The 24,068-nt window shown below is 56.0% G+C and carries 20 protein-coding genes; 9 read left to right on the top strand and 11 right to left on the bottom strand.

The window, feature by feature from the left end:
* Window positions 1–29: 29 nt before the first annotated feature.
* From ACWXWJ_RS05535 to dnaA, 6 genes are all read right to left on the bottom strand, one after another.
* The gene (locus ACWXWJ_RS05535) at window positions 30–1,034 is read right to left on the bottom strand and encodes an alpha/beta fold hydrolase (RefSeq protein WP_473963779.1); all 1,005 of its coding nucleotides are present in this window, start codon (window positions 1,032–1,034) and stop codon (window positions 30–32) included.
* A 146-nt stretch (window positions 1,035–1,180) separates the two neighbouring features.
* Window positions 1,181–3,205, bottom strand: coding sequence for a DNA topoisomerase (ATP-hydrolyzing) subunit B (gene gyrB / locus ACWXWJ_RS05540; RefSeq protein ID WP_473963780.1), 2,025 nt, complete (start codon window positions 3,203–3,205; stop codon window positions 1,181–1,183).
* 122 nt (window positions 3,206–3,327) lie between these two features.
* Window positions 3,328–3,714 carry a DciA family protein gene (locus ACWXWJ_RS05545; protein ID WP_473963781.1) on the bottom strand — a complete coding sequence of 129 codons (387 nt, stop codon included), beginning with the start codon at window positions 3,712–3,714 and terminating at the stop codon, window positions 3,328–3,330.
* A gap of 130 nt (window positions 3,715–3,844) precedes the next feature.
* Window positions 3,845–5,122, bottom strand: coding sequence for a DNA replication/repair protein RecF (gene recF / locus ACWXWJ_RS05550; RefSeq protein WP_473963782.1), 1,278 nt, complete (start codon window positions 5,120–5,122; stop codon window positions 3,845–3,847).
* Window positions 5,123–5,162: 40 nt separating this feature from the next.
* Complete coding sequence (dnaN, locus tag ACWXWJ_RS05555; RefSeq protein WP_473963783.1) at window positions 5,163–6,347, bottom strand: DNA polymerase III subunit beta; 1,185 nt, start codon at window positions 6,345–6,347, stop codon at window positions 5,163–5,165.
* A 591-nt stretch (window positions 6,348–6,938) separates the two neighbouring features.
* Window positions 6,939–8,669: a chromosomal replication initiator protein DnaA gene (gene dnaA, locus ACWXWJ_RS05560; protein ID WP_473963784.1), complete on the bottom strand. Its 1,731-nt coding sequence runs from the start codon at window positions 8,667–8,669 to the stop codon at window positions 6,939–6,941.
* Between the two features lie 739 nt (window positions 8,670–9,408).
* Here dnaA and rpmH point away from each other — a divergent pair.
* The 9 genes from rpmH (at window position 9,409) to ACWXWJ_RS05605 (ending at window position 16,629) form a co-directional block, all read left to right on the top strand.
* The gene (gene rpmH / locus ACWXWJ_RS05565) at window positions 9,409–9,552 is read left to right on the top strand and encodes a 50S ribosomal protein L34 (protein ID WP_005292556.1); all 144 of its coding nucleotides are present in this window, start codon (window positions 9,409–9,411) and stop codon (window positions 9,550–9,552) included.
* Between the two features lie 83 nt (window positions 9,553–9,635).
* A complete protein-coding gene (gene rnpA / locus ACWXWJ_RS05570; protein ID WP_448307908.1) occupies window positions 9,636–10,025 on the top strand; it encodes a ribonuclease P protein component in 390 nt (129 codons plus the stop codon).
* A 64-nt stretch (window positions 10,026–10,089) separates the two neighbouring features.
* The gene (yidD, locus tag ACWXWJ_RS05575; protein WP_293792289.1) at window positions 10,090–10,332 is read left to right on the top strand and encodes a membrane protein insertion efficiency factor YidD; all 243 of its coding nucleotides are present in this window, start codon (window positions 10,090–10,092) and stop codon (window positions 10,330–10,332) included.
* Window positions 10,333–10,415: 83 nt separating this feature from the next.
* Complete coding sequence (yidC, locus tag ACWXWJ_RS05580; protein ID WP_473963785.1) at window positions 10,416–11,387, top strand: membrane protein insertase YidC; 972 nt, start codon at window positions 10,416–10,418, stop codon at window positions 11,385–11,387.
* Between the two features lie 213 nt (window positions 11,388–11,600).
* Window positions 11,601–12,269, top strand: a complete 669-nt coding sequence (gene rsmG, locus ACWXWJ_RS05585) for a 16S rRNA (guanine(527)-N(7))-methyltransferase RsmG (protein ID WP_473963786.1) — start codon at window positions 11,601–11,603, stop codon at window positions 12,267–12,269.
* Window positions 12,270–12,462: 193 nt separating this feature from the next.
* Window positions 12,463–13,404: a ParA family protein gene (locus ACWXWJ_RS05590; RefSeq protein WP_473963787.1), complete on the top strand. Its 942-nt coding sequence runs from the start codon at window positions 12,463–12,465 to the stop codon at window positions 13,402–13,404.
* Between the two features lie 176 nt (window positions 13,405–13,580).
* Window positions 13,581–14,909, top strand: a complete 1,329-nt coding sequence (locus ACWXWJ_RS05595; protein WP_473963820.1) for a ParB/RepB/Spo0J family partition protein — start codon at window positions 13,581–13,583, stop codon at window positions 14,907–14,909.
* Window positions 14,910–14,962: 53 nt separating this feature from the next.
* Window positions 14,963–15,544, top strand: a complete 582-nt coding sequence (locus tag ACWXWJ_RS05600) for a nitroreductase family protein (RefSeq protein WP_473963788.1) — start codon at window positions 14,963–14,965, stop codon at window positions 15,542–15,544.
* A 197-nt stretch (window positions 15,545–15,741) separates the two neighbouring features.
* Window positions 15,742–16,629 (top strand): hypothetical protein, encoded by an 888-nt coding sequence (locus ACWXWJ_RS05605; protein WP_473963789.1) that lies wholly within the window; start codon window positions 15,742–15,744, stop codon window positions 16,627–16,629.
* Here ACWXWJ_RS05605 and ACWXWJ_RS05610 read toward each other — a convergent pair.
* From ACWXWJ_RS05610 to ACWXWJ_RS05630, 5 genes are all read right to left on the bottom strand, one after another.
* Window positions 16,603–17,790, bottom strand: coding sequence for an N-acetylmuramoyl-L-alanine amidase (locus ACWXWJ_RS05610; protein WP_448307902.1), 1,188 nt, complete (start codon window positions 17,788–17,790; stop codon window positions 16,603–16,605). The genes ACWXWJ_RS05605 and ACWXWJ_RS05610 overlap by 27 nt on opposite strands.
* Window positions 17,791–18,009: 219 nt before the next feature.
* Window positions 18,010–18,333 (bottom strand): thioredoxin, encoded by a 324-nt coding sequence (trxA, locus tag ACWXWJ_RS05615; RefSeq protein ID WP_473963790.1) that lies wholly within the window; start codon window positions 18,331–18,333, stop codon window positions 18,010–18,012.
* Window positions 18,334–18,456: 123 nt separating this feature from the next.
* Complete coding sequence (trxB, locus tag ACWXWJ_RS05620; RefSeq protein WP_473963791.1) at window positions 18,457–19,464, bottom strand: thioredoxin-disulfide reductase; 1,008 nt, start codon at window positions 19,462–19,464, stop codon at window positions 18,457–18,459.
* Window positions 19,465–19,502: 38 nt separating this feature from the next.
* Window positions 19,503–20,165: an RNA polymerase sigma factor gene (locus tag ACWXWJ_RS05625; protein ID WP_448307899.1), complete on the bottom strand. Its 663-nt coding sequence runs from the start codon at window positions 20,163–20,165 to the stop codon at window positions 19,503–19,505.
* Window positions 20,166–20,308: 143 nt separating this feature from the next.
* Window positions 20,309–24,064 carry a murein biosynthesis integral membrane protein MurJ gene (locus ACWXWJ_RS05630; RefSeq protein WP_473963821.1) on the bottom strand — a complete coding sequence of 1,252 codons (3,756 nt, stop codon included), beginning with the start codon at window positions 24,062–24,064 and terminating at the stop codon, window positions 20,309–20,311.
* Between the last annotated feature and the right edge of the window lie 4 nt (window positions 24,065–24,068).

Below are 24,068 nucleotides of genomic sequence, written 5' to 3' on the forward strand. Positions count from 1 at the left end.
TTCAGGGAGCGCGGGTTTTGTTTTACCTCCTAGGCGGAGATCTCGCGCCAGAACGTCTCCAGCCGATCCGACACGACTTGCGGTTCACGCGCCCAGCGATTGTGTCCCAGCGGCGCGTCGAGTTCCTCAATCGTCACCATATCCGCGGGCAACTCTGCCCCCAGGTGTTCTGCGGAAGCAAGCGGGCAGTCCTCGTCATTCGTACAGCGGGTGAGCAAGATAGGAATACGAACAGCTTTCTTAGCTTCTTCGTAGTCCATATCCTGATCCGCCAGTTTGTGCAGACGGTTGGTGTGACCATAGCGGAACCACTCGCGCAGCTGCACGCCGGACTGACGTCCATAACCCGCTAGGTCCAAAAAACCCGCAGGCTGATAGCCGAATAACAGAATATTCAGCATGATCTGGTACGTTCCGAAACGCAATCGCGCGTATTGCTTCCCCTTAAAGCCCCGGTAGTAAGGCGTTCCAGAGCCGACACCGATCATGCCGTGAATCCCCAGCTCCTTAGCTTCAGGCCTAGCTAGGAACAGCGAGCCGATCTGTCCACCCATCGAATGGCACAACATAAGTGTCGGGTGATTCTTATTGACGCCCAACGCTTCCTTTGCCGCGCGGATCGTTCGGGGATAATCCCCAGAGGCCAGGTGGTGATAACCCCACTTATGCTTCCGAGTGGCTACCGCCGTAGATGTACCCTGACCGCGCAGTTCACCGGAGATCACCGGATAGCCGCGGTCGGCCAGCTCCCATGCAATGGGGTCGTAGTACCGAGCGCCCATTCCAAAACCAGGCCAGATCACAATGAGGGGACGAGTACGATCCCACCCAGCATTCACCAGATCCTGCACGGGATTCTCAGCGGAGCTGGAGGCGGTGGCGTCATTAACAACCTTCTCCCCTACCCGTGGGGTGCCGGGCAGGAAGATACGCATCTGCGAGGTTGAGCCGTCGGCCATCGTGACTGGCACCAGAGTGGGCTGGCGACGTGCCGGCGTGGAAGTGTACTTCGCTTGGGGTTTCGAATCGCTCACAACATTCGATTAAACAACAAATAAGCGCACGTCGCGGGGTATTCAGGCGATGGCCTGTTCACGCCCACCATTTCGGTGGGCGTTCGTGATGGCCTCGGTGAGGTGACGGCGCAAATCCACGAGCGCTTCGGCGATGCCGGCTGGAACTAAACGTCCAGGAAGCGCACGTCGCGGGCGTTCTTAGTGATGAAGCTGCGGCGTGCCACAACATCATCACCCATCAGCACGCTGAAGATCTCATCGGCGGCAGCAGCATCTTCCAGGTCCACGCGGCGCAGCGTACGTACCGTCGGATCCATGGTGGTCTCCCACAGCTCCTTGGCGTTCATCTCGCCCAGACCCTTGTAGCGCTGGATGCCGTCATCCTTGTTGATCTTGCGTCCCTGTGCCAAGCCTTCTTCCAACTGCTCGTCACGCTCGCGATCACTAAAGGCAAAGCCCGGCTCGCCCTTAGCCCACTTCAATTTGTACAGCGGCGGCTGGGCCAGGTACACATAGCCCTCTTCCACCAGCGGACGCATAAAGCGGAACAGCAAGGTCAGCAGCAGGGTGGCGATGTGCTGACCATCCACGTCGGCGTCGGCCATCAGCACGATCTTGTGATAGCGCAGCTTTTTAATGTCGAACTCGTCGTGAATACCGGTGCCCAGAGCCGTAATGATGGCCTGAACCTCATTGTTCTTCAGCACCTTATCCATGCGTGCCTTTTCCACGTTCAGGATCTTGCCGCGTAGCGGCAGGATGGCCTGGTACATGGAATCGCGGCCGGACTTAGCGGAACCACCTGCAGAGTCACCCTCCACGATGTACAGCTCGCTGAGCTTCGGGTCACGCGAACGGCAATCGGCCAACTTGCCCGGCAGGCCGCCGATATCGGAGGCCGACTTGCGGCGCACCATGTCGCGAGCCTTGCGTGCGGCATCGCGTGCGTGGGCAGAAGCGACTGCCTTGTCGATAATGGCCTTTGCCTCTGCTGGGTTCGCATCCAACCAATCGGCCAGGTGCTCGTTCACAGCCTTCTGCACAAAGCCCTTGATTTCGGTGTTTCCAAGCTTGGTCTTCGTCTGACCCTCGAACTGCGGGTCGCCAACGCGAACGGAAATGACGGCTGCTAGACCTTCGCGCACATCATCACCGCTGAGCTTCGGATCCTTTGCCTTCAGCAGCTTGTGATCACGAGCATAACGGTTCATCAACGAGGTCAAGGCCGCGCGGAAACCTTCCTCGTGAGTACCGCCCTCAAAAGTATTGATGGTGTTAGCAAAAGTATGAACAGACTGGCTAAAACCACTGTTCCACTGCAGAGCAACCTCAACCTCGTGATCCTCGCCGACCGCTTCGAAGGAAACAATCGTCGGGTGGATCGCGGTGCGCTTCCGGTTGATGTACGCAACGTAATCCTTCAGACCCTCTGGGTAGTGGAATACGCGGGTGCGCGGACCCTTCTTCTTTTCAGCCTCTGCAGCCTTCTCCTCCGCGGACTTTGGAGCTGCGGCATCCTCTGCTGCGCTCTCCAGCTCCTCATCGTCCTCAAGATGTTCGCGCTCATCAATCAACTTGATGGTCAGACCCTTATTCAGGAAAGCCATCTCCTGCAGGCGCTTAGCCACCGTGTCGAAGTTGAACTCAACGGTTTCGAAAATCTCTGGATCCGGCCAAAATCGCTGTGTCGTGCCGGTGCCCCGAGCCTTTTTTACGCGCTGCAACTCCTCAGGCACAGCCGCGTTGAAGCTCTGGAGCCACAGGTAGCCATCGCGCTTAATCTCGGTCTCCATGTGAGTGGACAGGGCGTTAACCACTGAAATACCCACACCGTGTAGACCACCAGATACTGCATAAGAGTCCGAGTCGAACTTGCCGCCTGCGTGCAGCTGCGTCATAACTACCTGCACGGTCGGCGGGCCGGTCGGGTGATCCTCCACCGGGATACCACGGCCATCGTCGATGACCTCTACGCCACCGTCGGCCAATAGCGTTACGCTAACTTCCTTGGCATAACCTGCCATGGCCTCGTCAACCGAGTTGTCCACAACTTCCCACACCAGGTGGTGCAAGCCACGCTCACCGGTGGAACCGATGTACATGCCGGGGCGCTTTCGAACGGCCTCCAGGCCTTCGAGGATCGTAATCGAATTCGCGCCGTAGTCGCTCTGCTTCTGTGGTTCAGCCACGGTGGGTCAAACTCCTTCTCTCGCGCGTAAATAACCACCCTATTCTAGCGCGTTGGAGGCCAAAAGGTGCCATTGGACAGGCCGTTTGGGCCATTCAGAATCAGTTGATACTCCCAACTGACTTATCCGAAGTCATCCCGTGGCCCCCGCCCCTGCACGCGGAGCTTGCCATACTTCGGCCTCCGAATATTGGGACCCACAATGCGAAGTTGAGCCACCACATCCTCCCCTGCACGCTTCGCGATCGCCTGCAGAATCACAGTCTGCATATAACGCAGCTGGGTAGTCCACGGAGTCGAATCGCACTCAATTACCAACACCTGCGAGTCCTCTTCATAGCGCACAGGCCGAGTGTGTTCGGCAATTTTGTCACCCACAAGCTCTGGCCATGCATTCATAATCCTGGCAACGCTTACTCGCTGCTGCCAACCTTGCCGTTTGATCTCTAACCCAATCAACGAGCCAAAACGCTTCGGATCACGATAGCTGCGATCTAATCGGCCATCCATTCGGGTCCTGTATCTTGTCGGCCCACCCGATGTTTTCTTCTTCTTTTTTCGTGGTGACGCCACCATCGGCAACTCGGCCTGAGGAGAACCGCCCGCCTGTTTCATAGCATCGAGGGCTTGCGCAACAGGATCAATCGACACTGTCTTCGCCACCCTTCACCGCATAGTCAGACACTTCTTGAGGTTGAGCTTTCAACTCCTCAATAGTGTAAATCTGCGCAACATCCCGCAAGGCCTCGGGAATGTCCTCATCCACTGCCGCCGTGATCAACACTTGCTCAGCGCTGGAGATGAGGTTAACGAGATGGTGGCGTCGAGAAGCATCGAGTTCCGCAAAAACATCATCGAGAATAACGACGGGCTCGACCCCATCACCGCGCTGCATAAAAAACGCAGCGAGGCGCAGGGAAAGAGCAAAAGACCATGATTCACCATGAGATGCGTATCCCTTCGCCGGTTGATGACCCAGCATCAGGTTAACGTCATCGCGGTGGGGGCCAAGAAGTGTGGTACCACGCTCGACCTCCTGAGGACGCTTCGTGGCGAAGGCTTGCAGCAAGGTAGCCTCGGCAATCTCCGGGCTAAGCAATGCGGTGGGCTGGTCGGGTTCGCTCACACCTAGATGAATCCCCAGTTCGGTCAGGTCCGCGTCGATGGTCGACGTATAGGACATGTGCGCCGGACGCGACTGTGGTGCCAACGATTGGTAGGTCTGCTGTAAATGTGGAGCTAGATCGTAGACGATTTGCACGCGTGCAGACATGATCTGTCCACCCAAGGCGGCCAATTGGCTATCCCAGACATCAAGGGTGGCCAACGCAGATTCCGCGTCGGCCTTGATCTCCTCGGATAGGTTATGGCTAGCTCCCTTCGGAGCACCGACAACAAGGCGCAGGGCAAAAGCAGACTGCCGGAGAAGTGCATTGCGCTGTCGTAGAGCTTTATCATAGTCCGCCTTAACTGCTGCGAGGCGCGGGTAACGGGCAATCATGATTGTGTCCAAGAAATGGCGACGTTGCTCCGGCTCGCCTCTAATCAAGGCCAGGTCTTCTGGCGAGAACAACGTCGTTCGCACCACACCCAGCAGATCACGGGGAGATTTCATGGCCGTGCGATTAATGTGAGCGCGATTCGAACCCCGAGCGCGAATGGCGAGGTGGGCTGTGAGTTCGCGACCATTGTTCACGGCCGTGGCGGACACATTGGCGATGTCTTCACCGCGTCGCACAAGTGCTGCGTCCGAGTTCACGCGGTGGGAACTGAGGTGAGCAAGGTAACCGAGTGCCTCAACGATATTGGTCTTTCCGTGGCCATTAGGCCCAGAAAAGATCGTAATACCAGGGCTAAGCTGCAGGTCGAGTTCCTCCCACGACCTGTAATTGCTCAGACGGAGATTGGAGACGTACACAGTTAGCTGAAGGCTTGCCTTGGTTTTCGTATTCTCGGGATCAGCCCGGCAGGCGCACTGGCATCAGCAGGTAGGTGAAGTCCGTTTCCGGGGTAGCGAAGTTCCCCTCAGCGTCTGCTTCCGGCAACTCGCCTGGATCGGGGAGAAGGATCGCGGGGCGAGAAGCCATGGTGAAACCGAAGACCACGCGCGGAGTGTGGATGGCCGCCAGCCCCTCCTTGAGGTAACTGGGGTTAAAGGCAATAACCAGTGGTTCGCCGGCAAAAGCACAATCCAAGGTTTCCGTTGCGGAGCCAACATCGCTACCGCCTGCAGAAAGGGTAACGGTGTTGTCCTTGAAATCCATCCGAATCTGCGAGTTCCGCTCAGCGACGATGGAGACGCGCTTGATGGCCTCTTGCAGAGGAGCAATTTCCACACTTGCCAAAGCCGTGTGCGTCTTAGGAAGCAGTGGGCGGAACTTCGGGAATTCTGCATCCAAAAGGCGTGTCGTGGTGTGACGCGATTCAGTGGAAATACCCAGAAGGCCATCTGCACCAATGTCTTCGCCTGTACCGACGGCAATCTCGATTGGATCCGTGTTGGCCGGATCCATGGAACGGGCGGTATCTGCCAAAGTCCGAGCTGGAATCAACAGCTTTGCCTGCGCATCAGCCTGAGCGGGATTCCACTGGAAGTTGCGGACGGCCAGACGGAAGCGATCGGTAGCAACCATAATTACATCTTCGCCGTCGATTTCTACGTGTACGCCAGTAAGCATTGGCAACGTGTCATCACGACCAGCTGCAACAGCGACCTGCGCAATAGATTCAGCAAAGAGGTTTGGATCGATAGTGCCTGTGACATCCGGCAGATCCGGTAGTACTGGATAATCCTCGATCGTCATTGCCGGGAGCTCGAACTTGGACTTACCTGTTTTCAGAGTCACAGTCGTGCCATCGAACTCGATATTGATTGGCTTGTTAGGCAGGGAGCCGACAATATCGGAAGCCAGTTTTCCGGCAACCAAAATCTTTCCGGGCTCGTTGACCTCGGCGTTGATGCGTACTCGGGTAGAGACCTCACGGTCGAATCCGGAAAGTTCCAATCCCTCGTCATCGGCAACGATCATCACACCGCGCAAGATGGGTTGGGTGGGCTTGCTGGGAAGGGAGCGGGCTACCCAACCGAGGGCAGATGCGAAGTCATCCTTGGGAACAATGAAACTCACTGTCTGGCTATCCATGCTCAATCTAACTTCCGTGTCTTCGTCGTGCTCGAGCGTCTCGTTCTTCTCGAGGTTCGTCTGATCAAGATTAACCCACAAGCTCTATTTCTGTTTATTCCCTTTTATTTAGAAAGATAGCAGTCGTAGTAGGTGTTGTGGATCCTGTGCACAAACCCTAATCCATGCATGTCAGGACGTGGGTTCGGATGTTGATGCGTCGGTGGATGAACTGTGAATAACGCATTTGCAATGTGGATAACTCGGTTGCCCTGCGAGTTGTACACAATCTGTCCACTGCTGTTTACCCAGTTTAGACGCAGTTTTCCCCAGGGGTCATTGGGCTGTGGTGTGAGCCATCCAACTCTCCATGCTGATTTCGAGAACTCTTAAGACACATCGTTGCTACCCCTTGAATTACAAGTTTGGAATTACATCTGTGGAAAACGTTGTGGAATTGTGGATAACTCGATTGAATCCCGGTCTACCAAAGGTCAGGGAATCGTGAGTTATCCCCAGGCTGCTTGTGGATAACTCAGTAAAGCTGGGGAAAACTGTGGGTAACTCGCTCCCCGGCCGCTCCATAGGGGGTGGAAAGGTCAGACGACGGGGCTAATCCCGGGCATGGGACTTGATCTTTTGTGTGAGTTCTTGCACCTGATCGAACACCTTCTTGTTCTCCGACAGGGATTCGCGCACGCGACGTTCGGCATACATCACCGTGGTGTGGTCGCGTCCGCCGAAAGCACTTCCCAACTTCGGCAGAGAAAGATCCGTCAGTTCTCGGCAGAGATACATTGCGATCTGCCGAGCCTGCACAAACTTCTTGGCCCTACCCTTGCCTATGAGCTCGTCGGTGGTGAGATTGAAGTAGTTTGCCACCACCTCAATCACATGCTGAGGAACAATTTCCACATCCTGATCGGCCGGCGAAATATCGCGCAACGCAATTTCTGCAGTTTCCACCGTCAGCGGTTCATGGCTAAGCGCGCAATAGGCCGTCACGCGGATCAAAGCACCATCGAGCTCACGAATCGATTTCTCATAGCGGCTCGCGATCAGTACCTTGACGTCCTCGGGTAGCTGCACATTGTCGGATTCTGCTTTCTTCGTGAGAATCGCAATGCGCGTTTCTAGGTCCGGAGTCTGAACATCGGTAATCAGTCCGCCTTCAAAGCGAGTGCGCAGGCGATCTTCCAACGTGGTCAGCTGTCGTGGAGGTCGGTCGGAACTCAGCACAATCTGCTTATTTGCCTGGTGCAATGCATTGAAAGTGTGGAAGAACTCCTCCTGCGTCGATTCCTTGTTCTGAAGGAACTGGATATCGTCAACGATCAGCATGTCTAGATTGCGGTAGCGCCGCTTGAAGGATTCACGGGTGTCATTGGCGATGGAGTTAATAAAGTCATTCGTCAGCTCTTCGGAACTCACGTACTTCACCCGCATATTTGGCTGTAGCTCTTTGGCATAGTGTCCAATTGCATGCAGCAAGTGGGTCTTCCCCAACCCGGATTCACCCCAGATAAACAGAGGGTTGTAGGCCTTTGCGGGTGCTTCTGCAACAGCCCGGCAGGCTGCGGCGGCGAAGTTATTCGACGAGCCAACAACGAAGCTGTCGAACGTGTAGTTCTTGTTCAGCAGAGAATCGCCATCCAGCCCATCGTTGAAGTTCGATGAAGGCTGCGGCGCAACGTTCTGTCGCGGCGGTACCCGGTGAGCTTGTTCCTTATTTGTCCAATGTGTCGGTGTGGGGGATGGATTCGGATCGATGTGGTTTTCCGTCGCAGCGTATTGCCCTGCAAGAGCATCGGCATCGTGCTCCCGTCGCTGAGCAGCTTCTTCCTCAGTCTCCGCCGCCGAGCCGTCTTTTTCCTGTGCTTGGTGAACCAGTGCTTCTACCTGGAAGGTTGATAGGTCGTCTGCGGTAGCTACCGAACTTTTTTCTGACGCCCCTTCGTGGATATCGCCTGCCGTTTCAGTGTCACTCTCAGACTGTGTGCCCTGCTTGGGTTCCCCTGATTCTGCCTCTACGGATTCCCCATTCGTGCTGGTGATCGCAAGGCTGACGGAAAGATCCAAACGAGCTTTGAGGACATGCTTGATGGGATCGATGAGGTCTTTTTCGATCGATTCCTTGGTCCACTTATTGGGTGTTTCAAGCACGACGATCCGTCCCATAAGCCCCACCGGTTTGACCTTGCGCAGAAGTGAACGCTGTTTGGGGGAGATAGGTGGAAGATCGGGGTCGGGATTGGCGGAGGAGCTATCCGCGAGCCAATCGTGCATGATGGCATCCCACATGTCGGGAAAGTGTTCCTCGATAGAGAAATTCGAGTTGCTCATAGGGGCTCCAGGGTCAGGGCTGTTTTCAGCGTAAGAGTTTTCGGGGGTGGCGTAGAGGTAAACGGGGGGTTAAACCAGCGGTGGTTCTCAATTCCCTCTTTTATGTAGTTGTTCACCTCGTCGTACACAGTGGGAAATGCCGTATATCCTGCATTTGCACATAGTTATGCACACCTGTGGATAACTTCTCTTCACATGTTATCCCCAAGGTACAGGCTCCTTGTGGATAACTCTAATCAGAGCCTCAATATTCACTCTACCTGCATAAATAGGGTGTAAAGTAAAGGTTTAGTGTTTGGGGGTGAGGGAGTTTTCCACAAGGTCCATCGTCATTTGACGAACTTAGATCTAGGCTTTACACACCTACTTCCACCCCGTTGGTTTCGTTGAAACCGGAAGGTGCCTTCTGGAGACATCCAATGATGTTCTGACGAGTATTTATTAGAGACAGCTGCATCCTCTTCGAGGGCGCCGTCTCTAAAATTTGGATAACTTACGTCACAGCACGTATCCTTGACCCGTCTATGGCAACCCATATGTGGCAGCAGTTCACCACGCTGCCTATCGGGTGCCTCCGGTATCGGCGCCATTCTTCTCGGAGATTGCCGGTACAACTGTCCACTTAAATTTGTGGGCGCATCGCTGGCTAAGCAATATCCCAGCTTCTTTAGCGCTGGGCTGCCTGCTGTCGTCATATGCGGTGTGCGCACAGCTAATGAATGTTAAGGAGTGAAGTACCGTGGCCAAGGGCAAGCGTACTTTCCAGCCCAATAACCGTCGTCGTGCACGCGTGCACGGTTTCCGTACCCGCATGCGTACCCGCGCTGGCCGTGCCATCGTTTCCGCACGCCGCAACAAGGGTCGCAAGTCCCTCACTGCCTAAGTAAGGCATCGACGTTCCCTCCACCCCAAGAATCTTGGGGTGGATTGTCGTAGGGGCGTCAATTAAAAGAAAGAGCCACCATTGTGCTAGCTCCTAAGCACCGGCTTCGGTCAACTTCCCTGTTTGGGAAGACGATTCGGAACGGCCGGAAGAAAGGTAGCCGCACTGTGGTGGTTCATGTTTTAGTGGGGGGTGAAGGGGCCGAGGCTTTGCCGGCACCCTTACAAGAGGCAGCCACAGCTGGACCGCGGATGGGACTGGTTGTCTCCAAAGCCGTTGGAAACGCTGTGACCAGGCATAATACATCACGCAAGATTCGCCATGCCTTTCGGACTGTATTAGATGAAGGCAAACTGGATTTCCCAGCTGGAACAACTTTGGTGATCCGCGCTTTGCCGAAGAGCGCCGAGGCAAGCTTTGAGGAGTTGGTCGGTGATGTGCGTAGCTGCATCCGACGGGCCCTCCCCCGGTGACGGTGCAGAAGGCACGGTTAACGCGCACGAGGGTAGGTCGCGGAAGCGCGGCCTCGGAGCTCGAATGGCTCGCCGAGTAATCCTTGGTTACCAAAGTTATGTTTCACCCCTTAAAATGGGGCCAACGTGCCGTTTTGAACCTACGTGCAGTAACTACGCTTTAATCGCTATCGGCCGACATGGTCTGATTAAAGGGTCAATACTTACGCTAGGTCGATTGGCCCGCTGTGGGCCATGGCATCCGGGAGGTTGGGATCCTGTCCCTCCTCGTCGTCCCTTGCGCCTGTGGAGCAGGCGACACCGTTAGGCTGTTCGTTTGTGGAACTGCTAGCTGGGTCGTCAGCAACATAGGCCTTACTAGACCAATATCAGGAGAAACCTCGAGTCGCCATGGATTTTATTTATTATCCAGTGTCCGGCGTTTTGTGGTTCTGGCATAAGCTGTTCAGCTACGTCCTCAGCCCGGACTCGGGATTCACGTGGGCGCTAGCGATCATGTTCCTCGTTTTCACCATCCGTATTTTGTTGGTGAAGCCGATGGCGAATCAGCTGCGCTCGGCCCGCAAGATGCAAGAAATGCAGCCGAAGATGCAGGAGCTGCAACGGAAGTACAAGAATGATCGACAGACGCTGGCGATCGAGATGCGCAAGTTGCAGAAGGAAATGGGCGTTAACCCTTTGGCTTCCTGCTTGCCGATGCTGGTGCAGATGCCGATCTTCCTTGGCCTGTTCCACGTGCTGCGTTCGTTCAACCGTACCGGTAATGGTGTGGGCCAGTTGGGGATGTCCGTTGAGGAAACCCGAAACACGCCAAACTATTTCTTCGGAGTAGATGAGGTTCAATCGTTCCTCGATGCGCGTATCTTTGGTACCCCGATTTCTGGCTTCATTTCCATGGATCCTCAGAACTACCGCGCGTTTTCCGCTGATGGCGTGGTGGACTTTACGCGGACCAACATCATTGTTGTTGTCGTGCCGATGATGCTCGTAGCGTCTGTTCTGATGCACTTCTCCGCACGCATGTCTATGGATCGCGCTGCAAAGCGCCGCAAGGCATCCCCGGCTAAGGGGAATGATCCTAAGGCTCAGCAGATGCAGATGCAGATGGACATGATGCAGAAACTCATGCTCTGGGTTATGCCGGTTCTTTACCTGCTGGGTGGTTTCGCATGGCAGGTTGGTCTGGCTCTGTACATGGTCACGAACATGACGTGGTCCTACTTGCAGCAGTTCTTCCTCTACAAGAAGATGGATGCAGAAGAAGAGGCCGAGAAGGAGGCAGTTGCCGCTTCGAAGCGTACCTCTGCTCCTAAGGTCGGAGCGCGTCCGAATAATCCAAAGAAGAAGGGCAAGAAGCGGTAGTAGCTCGCTACTGTACGTTGCCAATTACTTATAGAACCGTCACCTATGAGGTGGCGGTTTTTTGTTTGCCCTGCTCCCCTTCCCGGGTGCTGTCGTTCCGGCTAGTGGCTATAGAATGGGCGGAGTACATCAGTTTGAATGTTTCACGTGAAACATTCGGCGTGGTTTCACGTGAAACATGCCCATCCTCCCACCTTTTGAAGGAGTGCCCAGATGGCGAATCAGGACGATTCCACCGTTGCCAACCCTCAGTTGGGTGAACCACCAGCGATAGCCGAGGACGTGTTTGGGGATCGGCTTCCCCTCGCTCGTGTATATGCAGAGTTTCTAGCATCTGCCGGGATAGAGAGAGGTTTGCTCGGTCCGAGAGAGGTGCCGCGTATCTGGGAACGTCATGTTCTTAACTCTGCAGTCCTTGGCGAAGTAATCGATCCGGGTCAGCGAGTGATCGACGTTGGATCTGGTGCGGGTCTTCCGGGCATACCGTTGGCTATCGCACGCCCGGATCTTAAGGTTCAACTTTTAGAGCCGCTGTTGCGTCGTTATAACTTTCTCCAAGAGATCAATGATGAGCTTGAGCTGGGTTGCGATGTTATCCGTGGCCGTGCGGAAGAACCAGATGTGGTAAGAGCCATTGGTGGCGCCGATGTAGTTACCTCCCGCGCAGTTGCGCCTTTAGGGAAACTGGCTCGTTGGTCTCTCCCCCTGGTTCGAGTCGGTGGGTCGATGAAATCCTTGAAGGGTGGTTCTGTTGCAGAGGAATTGCAGCGTGACGCTAAGGAGATTTCAAAGGCCGGTGGTGGCGAGGGAACCATTGAGCTGGTTGGTGAGTCTAAAGTTGCTGAGCCGACTCACGTCATCATAATTCCTCGCGTGAAATAGGCATCGATTCATTGGAGCCCTTCAGGGTTCAATATTGGTAAAAGACTCAGGGATACGCCATGATCTCCTTGAACGTGCCACCTATTCCTAGCCTTGTGCTCTCGTTGAGACGTAGGACAGGCTGCATTATTCTTTACGTACACCCCGATGTTTCACGTGAAACATCGGTTCTCGACTTCAGGATTGGACGTAAATGTCGAATATCGACATGGATGACACACCCATTGGTCGCGCAGCTCGACAAGCGGCGCGAATGAAGAACCCAAATCGGAACCAGCTTCCGAAGCCGCCAAAGTGCAGGAAGATTACCATCGCCAATCAAAAGGGTGGAGTAGGTAAGACGACTTCCACCGTTAATTTGGCGTGGTCTTTAGCGTTGATGGGCATGAGGGTGCTTGTTATTGATCTTGATCCGCAGGGAAACGCCTCCACTGCGTTAGATGCTGTTCATCATGCTGGGACTCCCTCAAGTTACGAGGTTCTCTTGAATGAGATGACCATCGATGAGGTTATGCAGGGCAACAGAGACAACGACAATATCTTCTGTGTGCCTGCAACGATTGATCTCGCGGGAGCCGAAATTAACCTTGTTAATGAGGTACGTCGTGAGTACCGACTTGCCACGGCTTTGAATGACTCATGGTTGGAAGAACAAGGTTTTGACTACGTCTTTATTGACTGTCCCCCGTCGCTTGGACTGTTGACTATTAACGCTATGGCGGCCGTAGATGAGGTTCTGATTCCGATTCAGTGTGAATACTATGCGCTCGAGGGCGTGACCCAGCTTATCGATAATATCGCCATGATTCGTGAGAGTCTGAACCCAAATCTTCATATTTCTGGTGTACTCCTAACCATGTATGATGGCCGTACGAAGCTATCGCTGAACGTTAGTGATGATGTGCGCACACACTTTGGCTCGGTTGTTTTGGATAACCACATACCTCGCAACGTAAAGGTGTCTGAGGCGCCAAGTTATAACATGACCGTGCTTCAATACGATGGCGGCGCTCCCGGTGCCCTTGCCTACTATGACGCGGCTAAGGAATTTGCGGTACGTGGCGATTACCTTCCATCCTCAGAAACGGCCCCCATTGGGATTGCCCCAGAACTCCACGACGGGGGTGTTCAATAGTGGGGAAAAGCAATAAAACGGGTTCAAAATTGTCTAAGAAGAGCTCCAAACAAGTGAAGTCAAAAGATGACAAAGCGCCTTTGAATCCTTCGAACGCCGATGACTCGAAGATGATGCCTCAGCCTAGCAAACCAGCTGACAATCCAAACGGAGATGCGGCTACTGCTACTCCGCGCATGCCTTCTCCGAGGAATAGAAAGCCACAAATGCCCTCCCCCAGTGCCGTTGGCAATCAGCGTCGCGGTGGGTTGGGTCGCGGCTTGGCCGCCCTCATCCCGACTGGGCCAGCTCGACCGTCTCTTGGCGATGGTGCCGCAGACATAGTTCTCGGCAACAGCTCGGCGACTAGGTCTACGTCAGAGGCGAACGGCTTAACAAATGCGGCTGGTGAAAATAGCGCTTCGTTCCCCCAGTCAAAAGTCAGCACTACCGATACGCCATCTACCTCCCGCAGCATTAAGAAGGGTGAGCATCGTACATCAGATGATGTAAAGAATTTTGCCTCGGAAAAATCTGCTCAAGAAGGTGTTGAGAGGGGTACCTCAGGTATAGGTGCGAAACGTCACAGTGGCGCTTCGGATGTTTCTAACGCAGCCCACCAAAACAATCGAGGATCAATTTCCGGTCGCTTCGACGAGCCGAACACAGAAGACAATGTTTCACGTGAAACATCGACGGAGGATTTTGGTGCTTCGTACCAAGAGATCCCGCTGGAGGCTATTCGCACGAACGCGAAGCAGCCCCGTGAAGTGTTTGATGAAGAAGCGCTACAAGAGTTGGTGCACTCCATCAAGGAGTTCGGCCTTATGCAACCGATTGTGGTGCGTCGTGCTCCCAATGAGAACTCGACCTATGAACTCATCATGGGTGAACGCCGATACCGTGCCGCTAGTCGCGCAGGCTTCGACGTAATTCCTGCAATCGTTCGCGAGACCGCTGACGAAGAGATGCTCCGCGACGCTCTCTTGGAGAATATTCATCGCGTACAACTCAATCCGTTGGAAGAAGCGGCTGCGTATCAGCAGCTCATGGAGGAGTTCGGTGTAACTCAAGAGCAGCTGGCAAGAAAAATCGGACGTTCACGGCCGCTCATTACGAATATGATTCGTCTACTGCAGTTGCCCGTTTCTGTACAGCGACGAGTCGGTGCAGGTGTACTCAGCGCCGGTCATGCCAGAGCGCTCTTGGGTTTGAAGCTCGGGGCTGAAGCTCAGGAGAACTTGGCTAATCGCATTGTGACAGAGGGTATGAGTGTTCGAGCCACTGAAGAAGCGGTCACTTTGCTCAACCGGGACGATAGCGGCGAATTAAACACCAAAAAGACCATCCGAAAGCCTCAACAGCTTCCGGATGAGGTTTCTGACTGGGTAGATACCGCCTCAGATGCGCTTGAAACCAAGGTTTCAGTGCAGATGGGGAAGAAAAAGGGAAAGATCGTTGTTGAGTTCGGTGGGCCTGAGGATTTCGACAGGATTATTGAGCTTTTCAAGTTCAAGAAACATTAGTAGGGGTCCAGCGTATTAATTACAGTTCCAATAGTAGAAATGAAAGGTTACCCATGTCTCTGAGCGTGACTGAAGCAATTGACCAACGCCGAGCTACTCGAAAGTTCAAGAACCAGCCTTTGAGCAATGAGATTCTGGACCGGGTTGTGAGGAATGCATTGGAGGCTCCTAGCGCCTTCAACGCACAAATGCGAGATCTGGTAGTTGTCCGCGATCAGAGTGTCAAGGAGGCTATTTTTGAAGCCTCTGGCCAGCAGCAATTCCTAGATGCGCCAGTGGTCTTCGTAGTGGTAGGACGGTCTGAAGTAGTTCCGGAGGATGCCGAAGAGATCCTTGGCACAGATTTAACGGAAAAGGTTCGCGGGTTTAATGGCAACGCCTCTGCGTCCAAGCTACGCGAAATTGGTATTCGTGATGCAATGTTGGTGGCCGGGTTCTTGCTCCTTGCGGCTCAGGAACAAGGATTGTCTACCTCCCCTACCACTGGATGGAACGAGGAGGGCGTCAAAAAGGCCATTGGTCTGGAGGGGCGAGATGATCGCTCAATTGCCCTGGTTATCGCGGCGGGTTACGCGGACGAAGAACCCGCTCACCCTGGCCGTGCGCTAAACAGGCGCGTGGATGATCGATACTAGGAAATGCGAATTCGGTTAGAAATCCCCGATGTTTCACGTGAAACATCGGGGATTCGGCTTTGAGAAAACTATTCATTTCCGCCCGGCCGTGGGATGAGCGCTATAGGATTCACGTTGTTGGATCCTTCGGATTTATGGAAAGTAAGGACCCTGCAGCTTGCGCATCATTGATCGTCTGAACGCTGAAAGGAAAAGATGTGGAAGTAAGTATCCGCGCCATAACCCCTCAGCGTTCCGAGGATCTAGAATCAGGTGCTGCTATATCGACTTTTTGGCCGTTCCCAGCTGACTACGGCACGGAGGGGAATGAAAACTGCGATCCTCTTTTTGACAAGCAACTATGGCTGCATAACGTCATGATGGAATGGGGAATCTGCGGCTATACGGCGTTTGTGGGCACTGGAGACGCGGGTACGCACTCTGTGCCTGCAGCGACCGTGTTCTTTGCCCCTGCGCGGTATATGCAGGGCATCTCCAAGTTTCCAACTGGGCCAATCTCATCCGATGCAATCTTGCTGAGTACGGTTCATGTAGCCCTCCCATACATGGGTCTCTACCTGGAACACCAGCTAATCGATACGGTGATTACGGAGGCCCACAGGCGTGGCGTGAAAGCCGTCGAGGCTTTTGCTCGTGTAGAGGACTTTGACGAAGATCTTGCGAGGCAATTGGGCAGTGCTTCGGTGACGGAGACGGATCGAGGAGGTGTAAGCCGCCAGTACGATCAAGCTGGTGACAAAGAGGGCGAATACAGCGCCCTAGAATCCCTGAAGTATGTTCCGGAGTCCTATCGGGGATGGGAAGCGGCTGCCGAAGTACATGACGCCGCGGATGAAGACGTTCTAGATATTGCTCCCATGCTCTCCGAAGACATATTGGAAGCGGAGGGCTTCAAAGTGGTAAAACACCATCGGCGTTTCCCCCGCTATCGCTTTGAAATCAATGGAAATAATTCCTTGTTTAGCGACTTCGCAGAAGAGGATCATGCAAGGGTAAATGGACCTGAAAAGCTATCTACCGTAATCGGAGGCAAACAAGCACCTGGCCCAATGGGGAACCTACTTCTGCGGAAGCTCTTCCTGTAGAAGCTCAACAAAGCTAAACGTGCCCGTCTCGTGGACATCTTTATCCAAAAGGTAGAGGCGCTTTACAGCCACAACGATCGCTTCAGCGATGGTGTCACGCATGGCGGGATCACTGAGGATCTTCATGTCGCGAGGGCTGGTCAAATAACCTGGCACAACTTGCACAGTTGGCATACTCGTCAGACGCAAGATATCCCACGTCTGCCCGTGGTTGTAGCAATTCTGCAATGAGGTGCGGGCAACGATCTCGCGCTGGATAAAACCGGAGAGCTTTTCACCCACCATGGACGAATAGCCAGTCAGCGAACCAAAGTAAAAGGAGGCTGCACCGTTGGCTTTCTCATTAGGGTAAATATCGGTACGCAGGCTTATCATGACATCTGCGCCAAAAGCATTTGCGATGTTCGCACGATCCTGATTCGTTGGATTAGCCGATCGTGGCCGAGACAGAATAGTCTCCATTCCAGCGGCAATCATGCGCCCTTCTACCCTGCCCGCAAGGTCCCAAAGGATCTCCTCCTCGGAGATCTGCCCATAAGGACCATCGACGATATAGCCTTTGTCAGCGCCACCAAGACCAGGATCAATCACAACTCGCTTGCCCGTGAGTTGGGGTCCGGCAGAACGGATCTGTTCCTTTTCCCGGATCGATTGCGGGGAACCGCCGGTAATGCGTCGTCCTAGATAGGACAGGGCACGTAGCGTGTCGGGCCCCACCACGCCATCGTTAGTCAGACCGTAGTTCAGCTGATAATTGACAACGGCGGAATGCGTGCGCGGGCCGAAGTGACCATCGATACGGCTCGTATAAAAGCCGAGGTCGTGAAGCTGGGTTTGCAGCTGCGCAACATCGTCGCCGACAAATTGATTGCTCTGCAGGGAAAGCACTCGAGCGCCTAAGGTGTAGGAGGCTTCTCGAAGGGCACGCAGGGTGCCTGGGGTAATGGCACCGTCTGCGATGATTCCACGCTGCTGCTGAAACGCTCGAAGCGCTTCAGCCAGAACCTCGTCAAACACCTCTTCTTCACTAGTCCAGCGCTGTGCTTTGCTACCGGTCGCGTCCCCCTCGTACCCTTCCAGCAGTCCCAAGCGTGCCAAGGTACCGCGTACCTCAGCGACGCGCGGACTGCGGTCTCCGACGTGGAGAAGCAAACGATCCACTGGGCTCAACACTCCAATTCTCTAAAGCTCTTTGGTGCTGGTCGAGCACCCTTAGCGCTGTTCTAAGTTATGTGCGACGAGGTATTGATCTCGCCTTGTTCTCGCCCACTCTTATTGTGATCTAGATCACTACCGCATTCCCCTGCGAATAGAGTCGAGCCATAGGTGCAATTCTAGGGTCTATTGCGCCAATCTGCCTTATAGGCAGGTCAGGCGTGTTTAAAGTTGTTCCTCGATGGCAGCTCGAAGAGTGTCTCTATCTTGGGCGCCACTAAACTCGGCGACCTTCTTGCCATCCTTGAACACTAAGAGAGCCGGAATCGACATCACCTGGAACATAGCGCCCAGCATGCGCTCATCATCAATATTGACCTTGGCAATTGTGGCCTTGCCATCGAACTCAGCCGCCAGTTCGTCGAGAATGGGCGTCATGGCTAGGCAAGGGCGGCACCATTCGGCCCAAAAGTCGACCAGAACGGGTTGGCTAGATTCCACTACCTCGGACTTGAAGGTGGCTTGGGTAACGTTCACAATCTCGGACATAAGAGTGACAAAACTCCTGGTTGGGGCACATTCTCATTAGGTTGGAGGTTACCCTTCAACGTGTAAAAATCCTATGCGCAGACGGTGGAATTTACCTAAAGGTGACCGAATGTGACCGTTCCGTTACTGGGCTGCGAGATATGCCTCGGCATCCAGGGCGGCGCGGCAGCCGGAGCCAGCCGCGGTAATGGCCTGCTGGTAATGGGAATCCACCAGGTCACCAGCGGCGAACACACCGGGCAGGCTGGTGCGGGTGGAAGGCTCCTCGACCTTCACATAGCCATTGTCCTGTAGTTCCACCTGGCCTTCGAAGACCGTCGTGCGCGGGTCGTGGCCGATTGCAACGAACATCGCATCCATTGGCACGTCCGTACGCTCTCCGGTTTGCGTATCCTCCACAACGAGTGTTTCTACGCTCTTGTCGCCCTTAACCTCTACGACCTTGGCGTTGGTCAGGAACTTGATCTTCGGATTGTTACGGGCGCGCTCCTCCATGATCTTGGAGGCGCGGAATTCATCGCGACGGTGGATGATAGTCACGCTTTCGCCGAACTTTGTAAGGAAGTCGGCTTCCTCCATCGCGGAATCGCCACCACCGATCACAGCGATCTGCTTGTCCTTGAAGAAGAAACCATCGCAGGTTGCGCAGGCGGATACACCGCGCCCCAGCAGCTCCTGCTCGCCGGGAACGTTCAGATAGCGCGGGGCGGCACCGGTAGCCAGAATCACCGCGCGAGCCTGGTACTCCTCCCCATAGACCCACACCTTCTTGATCTCGCCGGAAAGGTCGACCTTCTCGACCTCCTCCTGGCGCAGATCAGCACCGAAGCGCTCGGCCTGTGCGCGCATTTCCTCCATAAGATCCGGGCCCATAATGCCCTTCTGGAAGCCGGGGAAGTTCTCCACCTCGGTGGTCTGCATCAGCAAACCGCCGTACTCCACGCCTTCAAACACAACCGGGTTCAGCTCGGCACGCGCTGCGTACACTGCCGCGGTGTAGCCTGCGGGTCCTGACCCGATAATGATGACGTCATGAACCTGGCCCGCACTCTGGGTGCCGGCGTCCGCGCTCGCGGCCTCCGTTGAATCGCTGTTGAGAATACCGCTGGCCTGCAGGAATGGCTGGTTCATGATTATCCTTTGAGGTCGAAGATGTCGTTCACCCCAGTCTAACCGGCTGCGGCCATTCCGTATTCCTCTGCCCCACCGAGATGTTCACACATCATCCGCTTCGCGCGGTTCTTTCGTGATTTCACGGTGCCGATTGGAATGCCTAGCTGTGCTGCTGCGTGAGCCTCACTGAGTCCCCGGATCTCCGTCAGTACCACCACGTCGCGCATCTCGGGGGATAGCTGTCGCAGGCTGCGGTGCACATCCAGCCGTGCGACCGTTGCTTCTTCCCGCGCCCCTAGCGCCGGCAGCGTCCGCGTCCGCTCACTGAAGTCCTCCCGCCCCGGTTGGGCCTCACGGTTATAGCGCTGCATGTAAGACAGTGCTGCGTTGCGCATAATCGTGGCCATCCACGTGCTCACGCTCGCTGAACGTTTTCCACTAAAGCGCGAGGCAAAGCGGTGCACTCGCAACAACCCCTCCTGGTAAACGTCCATTTGATGGGCTTCGGGCACATTCACCCGTCGAAGAGCCCACCACAGCGTGCGCTGGTGGCGGTCGATCAGTTCACGAAATGCGCCGGGTTGCCCCTCGTTATGTCCGCGTAGTAGCTCGTGGTCGGTTTGCTCTGTTGGCCGTTTATGAGCCGTTTTTCTTGGTGACGCCCCCTGCATCATCTTCCCCCTTAGTATGACGTCGGAGCCGTGCCGCCCCCGTGTCACACACTTTATTCTGTGCTGAATGAAGTGTGGGGGCAAAGAACTGAACCTGTGGATAACTGCAAACGGCGCCGACCTCATTGTGAACTTCACAGTTGAGGTGGGCGCCGCTATGCGCTATGGGTTTGGCTTAGCCACAGTGCAGGTCAGCCGACGGGTTGAATCGACTGCGCGGGCTGGCGTGACTGTGCCGGCTGGGCTGGCTGTGCCGACGGTTTTGGCTGTGCCGGCTGGCGCTGCTCTGAGGGCTGGGTCGGCTGAGTAGCGCTGGAATCCTCGTCGGAAGTCGCCTGGTCGAGCCAGTTGCCGGCGGCGGAAACCTCACTGATCGTCGCGGGCTTCGGAAGCGGCAGACCCGTAATCCAGATCAGCAGGCGATTGCCCTTCGCTGCGCTGACCTTGTCGGTATCGTACTTACCTTTTTCTCGATTGCTCTCTTCGTTTTCATTCTCGTTGCCATCGCCCTCCCCCGCTGCGGCAGATGCTCCGGTGTCGTTACCATCTGCACCATCTGCGCCACGGCTCGTATTACCCGCGCCCCAGTTGGAATCGCTGGCGCTGCCAGTACCGGCGAGGTTCACGGTCATGTCGGCAGAATCCGCCTTCACGGTCTTGAGCAGCTGAGTCTGATCCAGAGACGCCAACTTGCCGTTGCTGTCGGCGGTCGCCAATCGCAGTTCCATGGTGGTTCCGCGGGTCAGACCGCGCAGCTGAACCTGCGACAGGGCGGTGCCCTCTGGCAGCGTCATAAGCAGTCCGATTCCAGGCTTAGTGGTGCCAGGCTCGCCTCCGAGCTGCACAGTTGCGGGATTGGACTGCCAGAACGTCTCCGGATCTCCGTCGGTAATCAGGCGCGCCAAGTCCGGTCGATCCAGCGGCCAGTCCACATCGGCGGGGAGCCACTCGAGCGGCTTGCTCAAAGGGACATCCGCAGGATCCACGCCACGCACGGCCTGCGCACCCTGACGCAGCGAGTCGGTGGACAACGGCGAATCCTTGCGGTCGCCGCCGACCACACTGACCACTGCTGCGACCAAAGCAGCGATGATGACGACGGAGATGAAAGCGATAGCCGCCGCAGCAGCCATGCCGACCGGACGGTTGCCCTCGGCGCCGAAACCAGAACGAGCACTTGGATCCGGGGTTTGATCTTCCTGGATCGCCAGCTGACCCGACTTCAGGTCTCGCAGGCTCTTCGCAGCCTTGTGCAGATCCTCCGGTTCGACCTTCTCTCCATCGAATTCGTGGATCTTCTTGTAGATACGGGTGAGCTCCTCCGGTACTTGTTCATACGGGACATGCTCCAGCAGCAGTCGCAGTGCGACGGCCACGCCGTGGGCATCCTGTGCCGTGTCATCGTGAGGCAGAACACCCGGAAAGGCCAGGACGGCTGCTCCATCAGTGCCGATGCGCACACGATCGCGGTGATCCAAGCCCAACGCAGTGCCACTGGCCTCCGCCTGTGCGGCAGCATCTGCCAGAGAGGCTACGGCGAAAGCTGCGGCCAGCGGCTCCGGCTGGCTCTCCGCCACCTTCGTCAGAGGCGAACCCTGTACCCAACTGGAAACGATGACAACCAGATTGCCGTAGTCGATGACACGATTGACCTGCGCCATGCCCGGCGCATCGAACTGCTTAAGCTTGGCCGAGCGACGCAGCATTTCGTCCTTTGCGTGGGCCACTGCCGGGCCGTTTACAGGCACGGATACTCCGGGCTCCACCTGCGAACGGGCAAAGGCCACCGGATCCATGATCGTGAGACCCACAATGTCGCCCGTCGCCAGTTCGCGCCCCTGCCAGAAGCGGGCGGCGGACCAGCCTCCGTGGTCGGCCAGCAGACGGTAGCGGCCTTCCAGCAGCGGCGCACCCGGCACCAGGCGTGGGCCGCGCACCCGGCCAGCTGCCAATGGTGGGAGCGCCACGCCCGCCATCATGTGGTCCAGAGCAATGGCCTCGCGGGCAGCCAGTTCCTGAGGCGAGAGACGACGGGGGCCAGCCTCGACGGTGGATTGTTCGTCGCTGGGGAGTGGGCGTCGAGAAGGAAGAACCCGGGACAACCCCGGAATGCGCGACAGAGCGCCCACCAGAGTTTGAATCTCTGGCAGTGGGGCGCGCACGAGGATCAACCCGGTAACACCGAGGAACAGCACACCAGCGATAAACAGGCGGACAACAAACCAGGGGTTAGCTAGTGTCTGGAATGCGTAGCGCGCCAGCACCACATCTACGCGCCAGGCGATCAGAGCACCGACCAGCGAGGATCCCAGCGCCCACAGCACCGTCATCGTCACCTTGCGGAACTGTAGATCACCTAGTGAACGCCGCAGCAGGCGATCGCCAATAATGGCACCGGCCATGAAGCCCAGGCCGTTGGCCGCACCCAGCAGCACCACGACCAAGCGGGGTTCGGTGGCGATCTGTGGGGCAATGTAGGCGAAGGCCAGCTTCGTCACGGTAATTCCGGCGATGATGAAGGTCGGCGTCCAGACTTCCTCGCGGGCATAGAACACGCGCAGGTGCAGCAAAACCAGTGCATAGGGAATCAAGGTGAACGCGGAGAAGCTGATGGTCCAGCCCAACACGTTCGCGTCATCCAGCGAGAACTCCTTATACGCAAAAAGTGCCGCGGAAATCAGCGTACCGAAGCAAGTGAAGAACACGATGATCGGCACCATTGCCAGCATCGTTAGCTTCGAGGCGACAGTCAGGTCGCGCACCACAGCCTTGTCGTCGCCCTCCGCCGCATTGCGGGACAGGCGCGGCATCACAGCCGTAAGTAGCGTTACGCCGATCACGCCGTAGGGCATCTGCAGTAGCTGCCAGGCCTGCATGTAGATTGTCGGCGCGACCTCCCATGTATCGGAGGCGATGCGGTTGTTGAGCAGCCAGCCGACCTGGGAGATAGCCACGTACACGACGATGGCGATGGCCATGCCGCCGAAGGACTTCAGGCGCTCGTCGATACCCCACAGAGGGCGGAGGTTAATTCCGGCCTTGCGCAGGAAAGGCACCATGATCAGTGCCTGCATGACCACACCCGCAGTGGTGCCCAGGCCCAGCAGCAGTACGTGTGGATCCGTGATGGTCACATTGTCCGTCGGCTGCAGTTTCGTGTCCCGCGGCAGGAACATATACAGTCCCAGCACCGCGAGTGTGACCACGTTGTTCACCACAGGCGCCCACGCGCCGGGTTTGAACACTCCCTTGGTATTGAGGATCGCCATGAACACCGCGAACATCGCGTAGAACATGATCTGCGGCAGCACCAGGTAGGCAAACGCCGTGGACATGCCGACATTCACATGGCCCTCGGAATCCAGACTCATGCGCACCAGCAGTGGTGCACACGCCACGGAGACCAAGGTGATGACAACGGTCAGTGAGAACGTAAGCGTCAAAAGTCTTCGTATGAAGGCCTCGCCGCGATCCGCGTCCTCCTTCTCGGCGCGCACCAGCACTGGCACCACCAGCGAGGTCAACACGGCACCGAGAACCAGCTCGGTCACCAGGTTCGGCAGCGTGTTGGCGGTGTTGAACGCACTGGCCACCGCGCCGCCCAGCGCCGAGGCAATGAATACCGTGCGCAGGAAGCCCGTGATGCGGCTAATCAGCGTTGCAATCGCCATAGAGCCGCCAGCGCGTACGATCTGCTCGTCACTTTGCTTATCGTTCTGATCGCTGGCCTGCCCGTTGCTGTGCCCGCTGCCCTGCTCACCGCTTTCGTTGCCACCGTAGTTGCCGCTGTTGTCGTTACTGTGGTCGCTGCTGTGGTCGCCGCCGCGTGTGGCAGTGCGAAGGCTGGTTTCGCGCTCGGTCGTTGCACTCACCGTGCTGCCTGCGGCCGGGTTGCTATCGCCAACGGCTGCCGCATTGTGGGCACCGGATGCTTGGTCACCAACCATGGCA

The organism is Corynebacterium sp. p3-SID1761 (assembly GCF_055862885.1).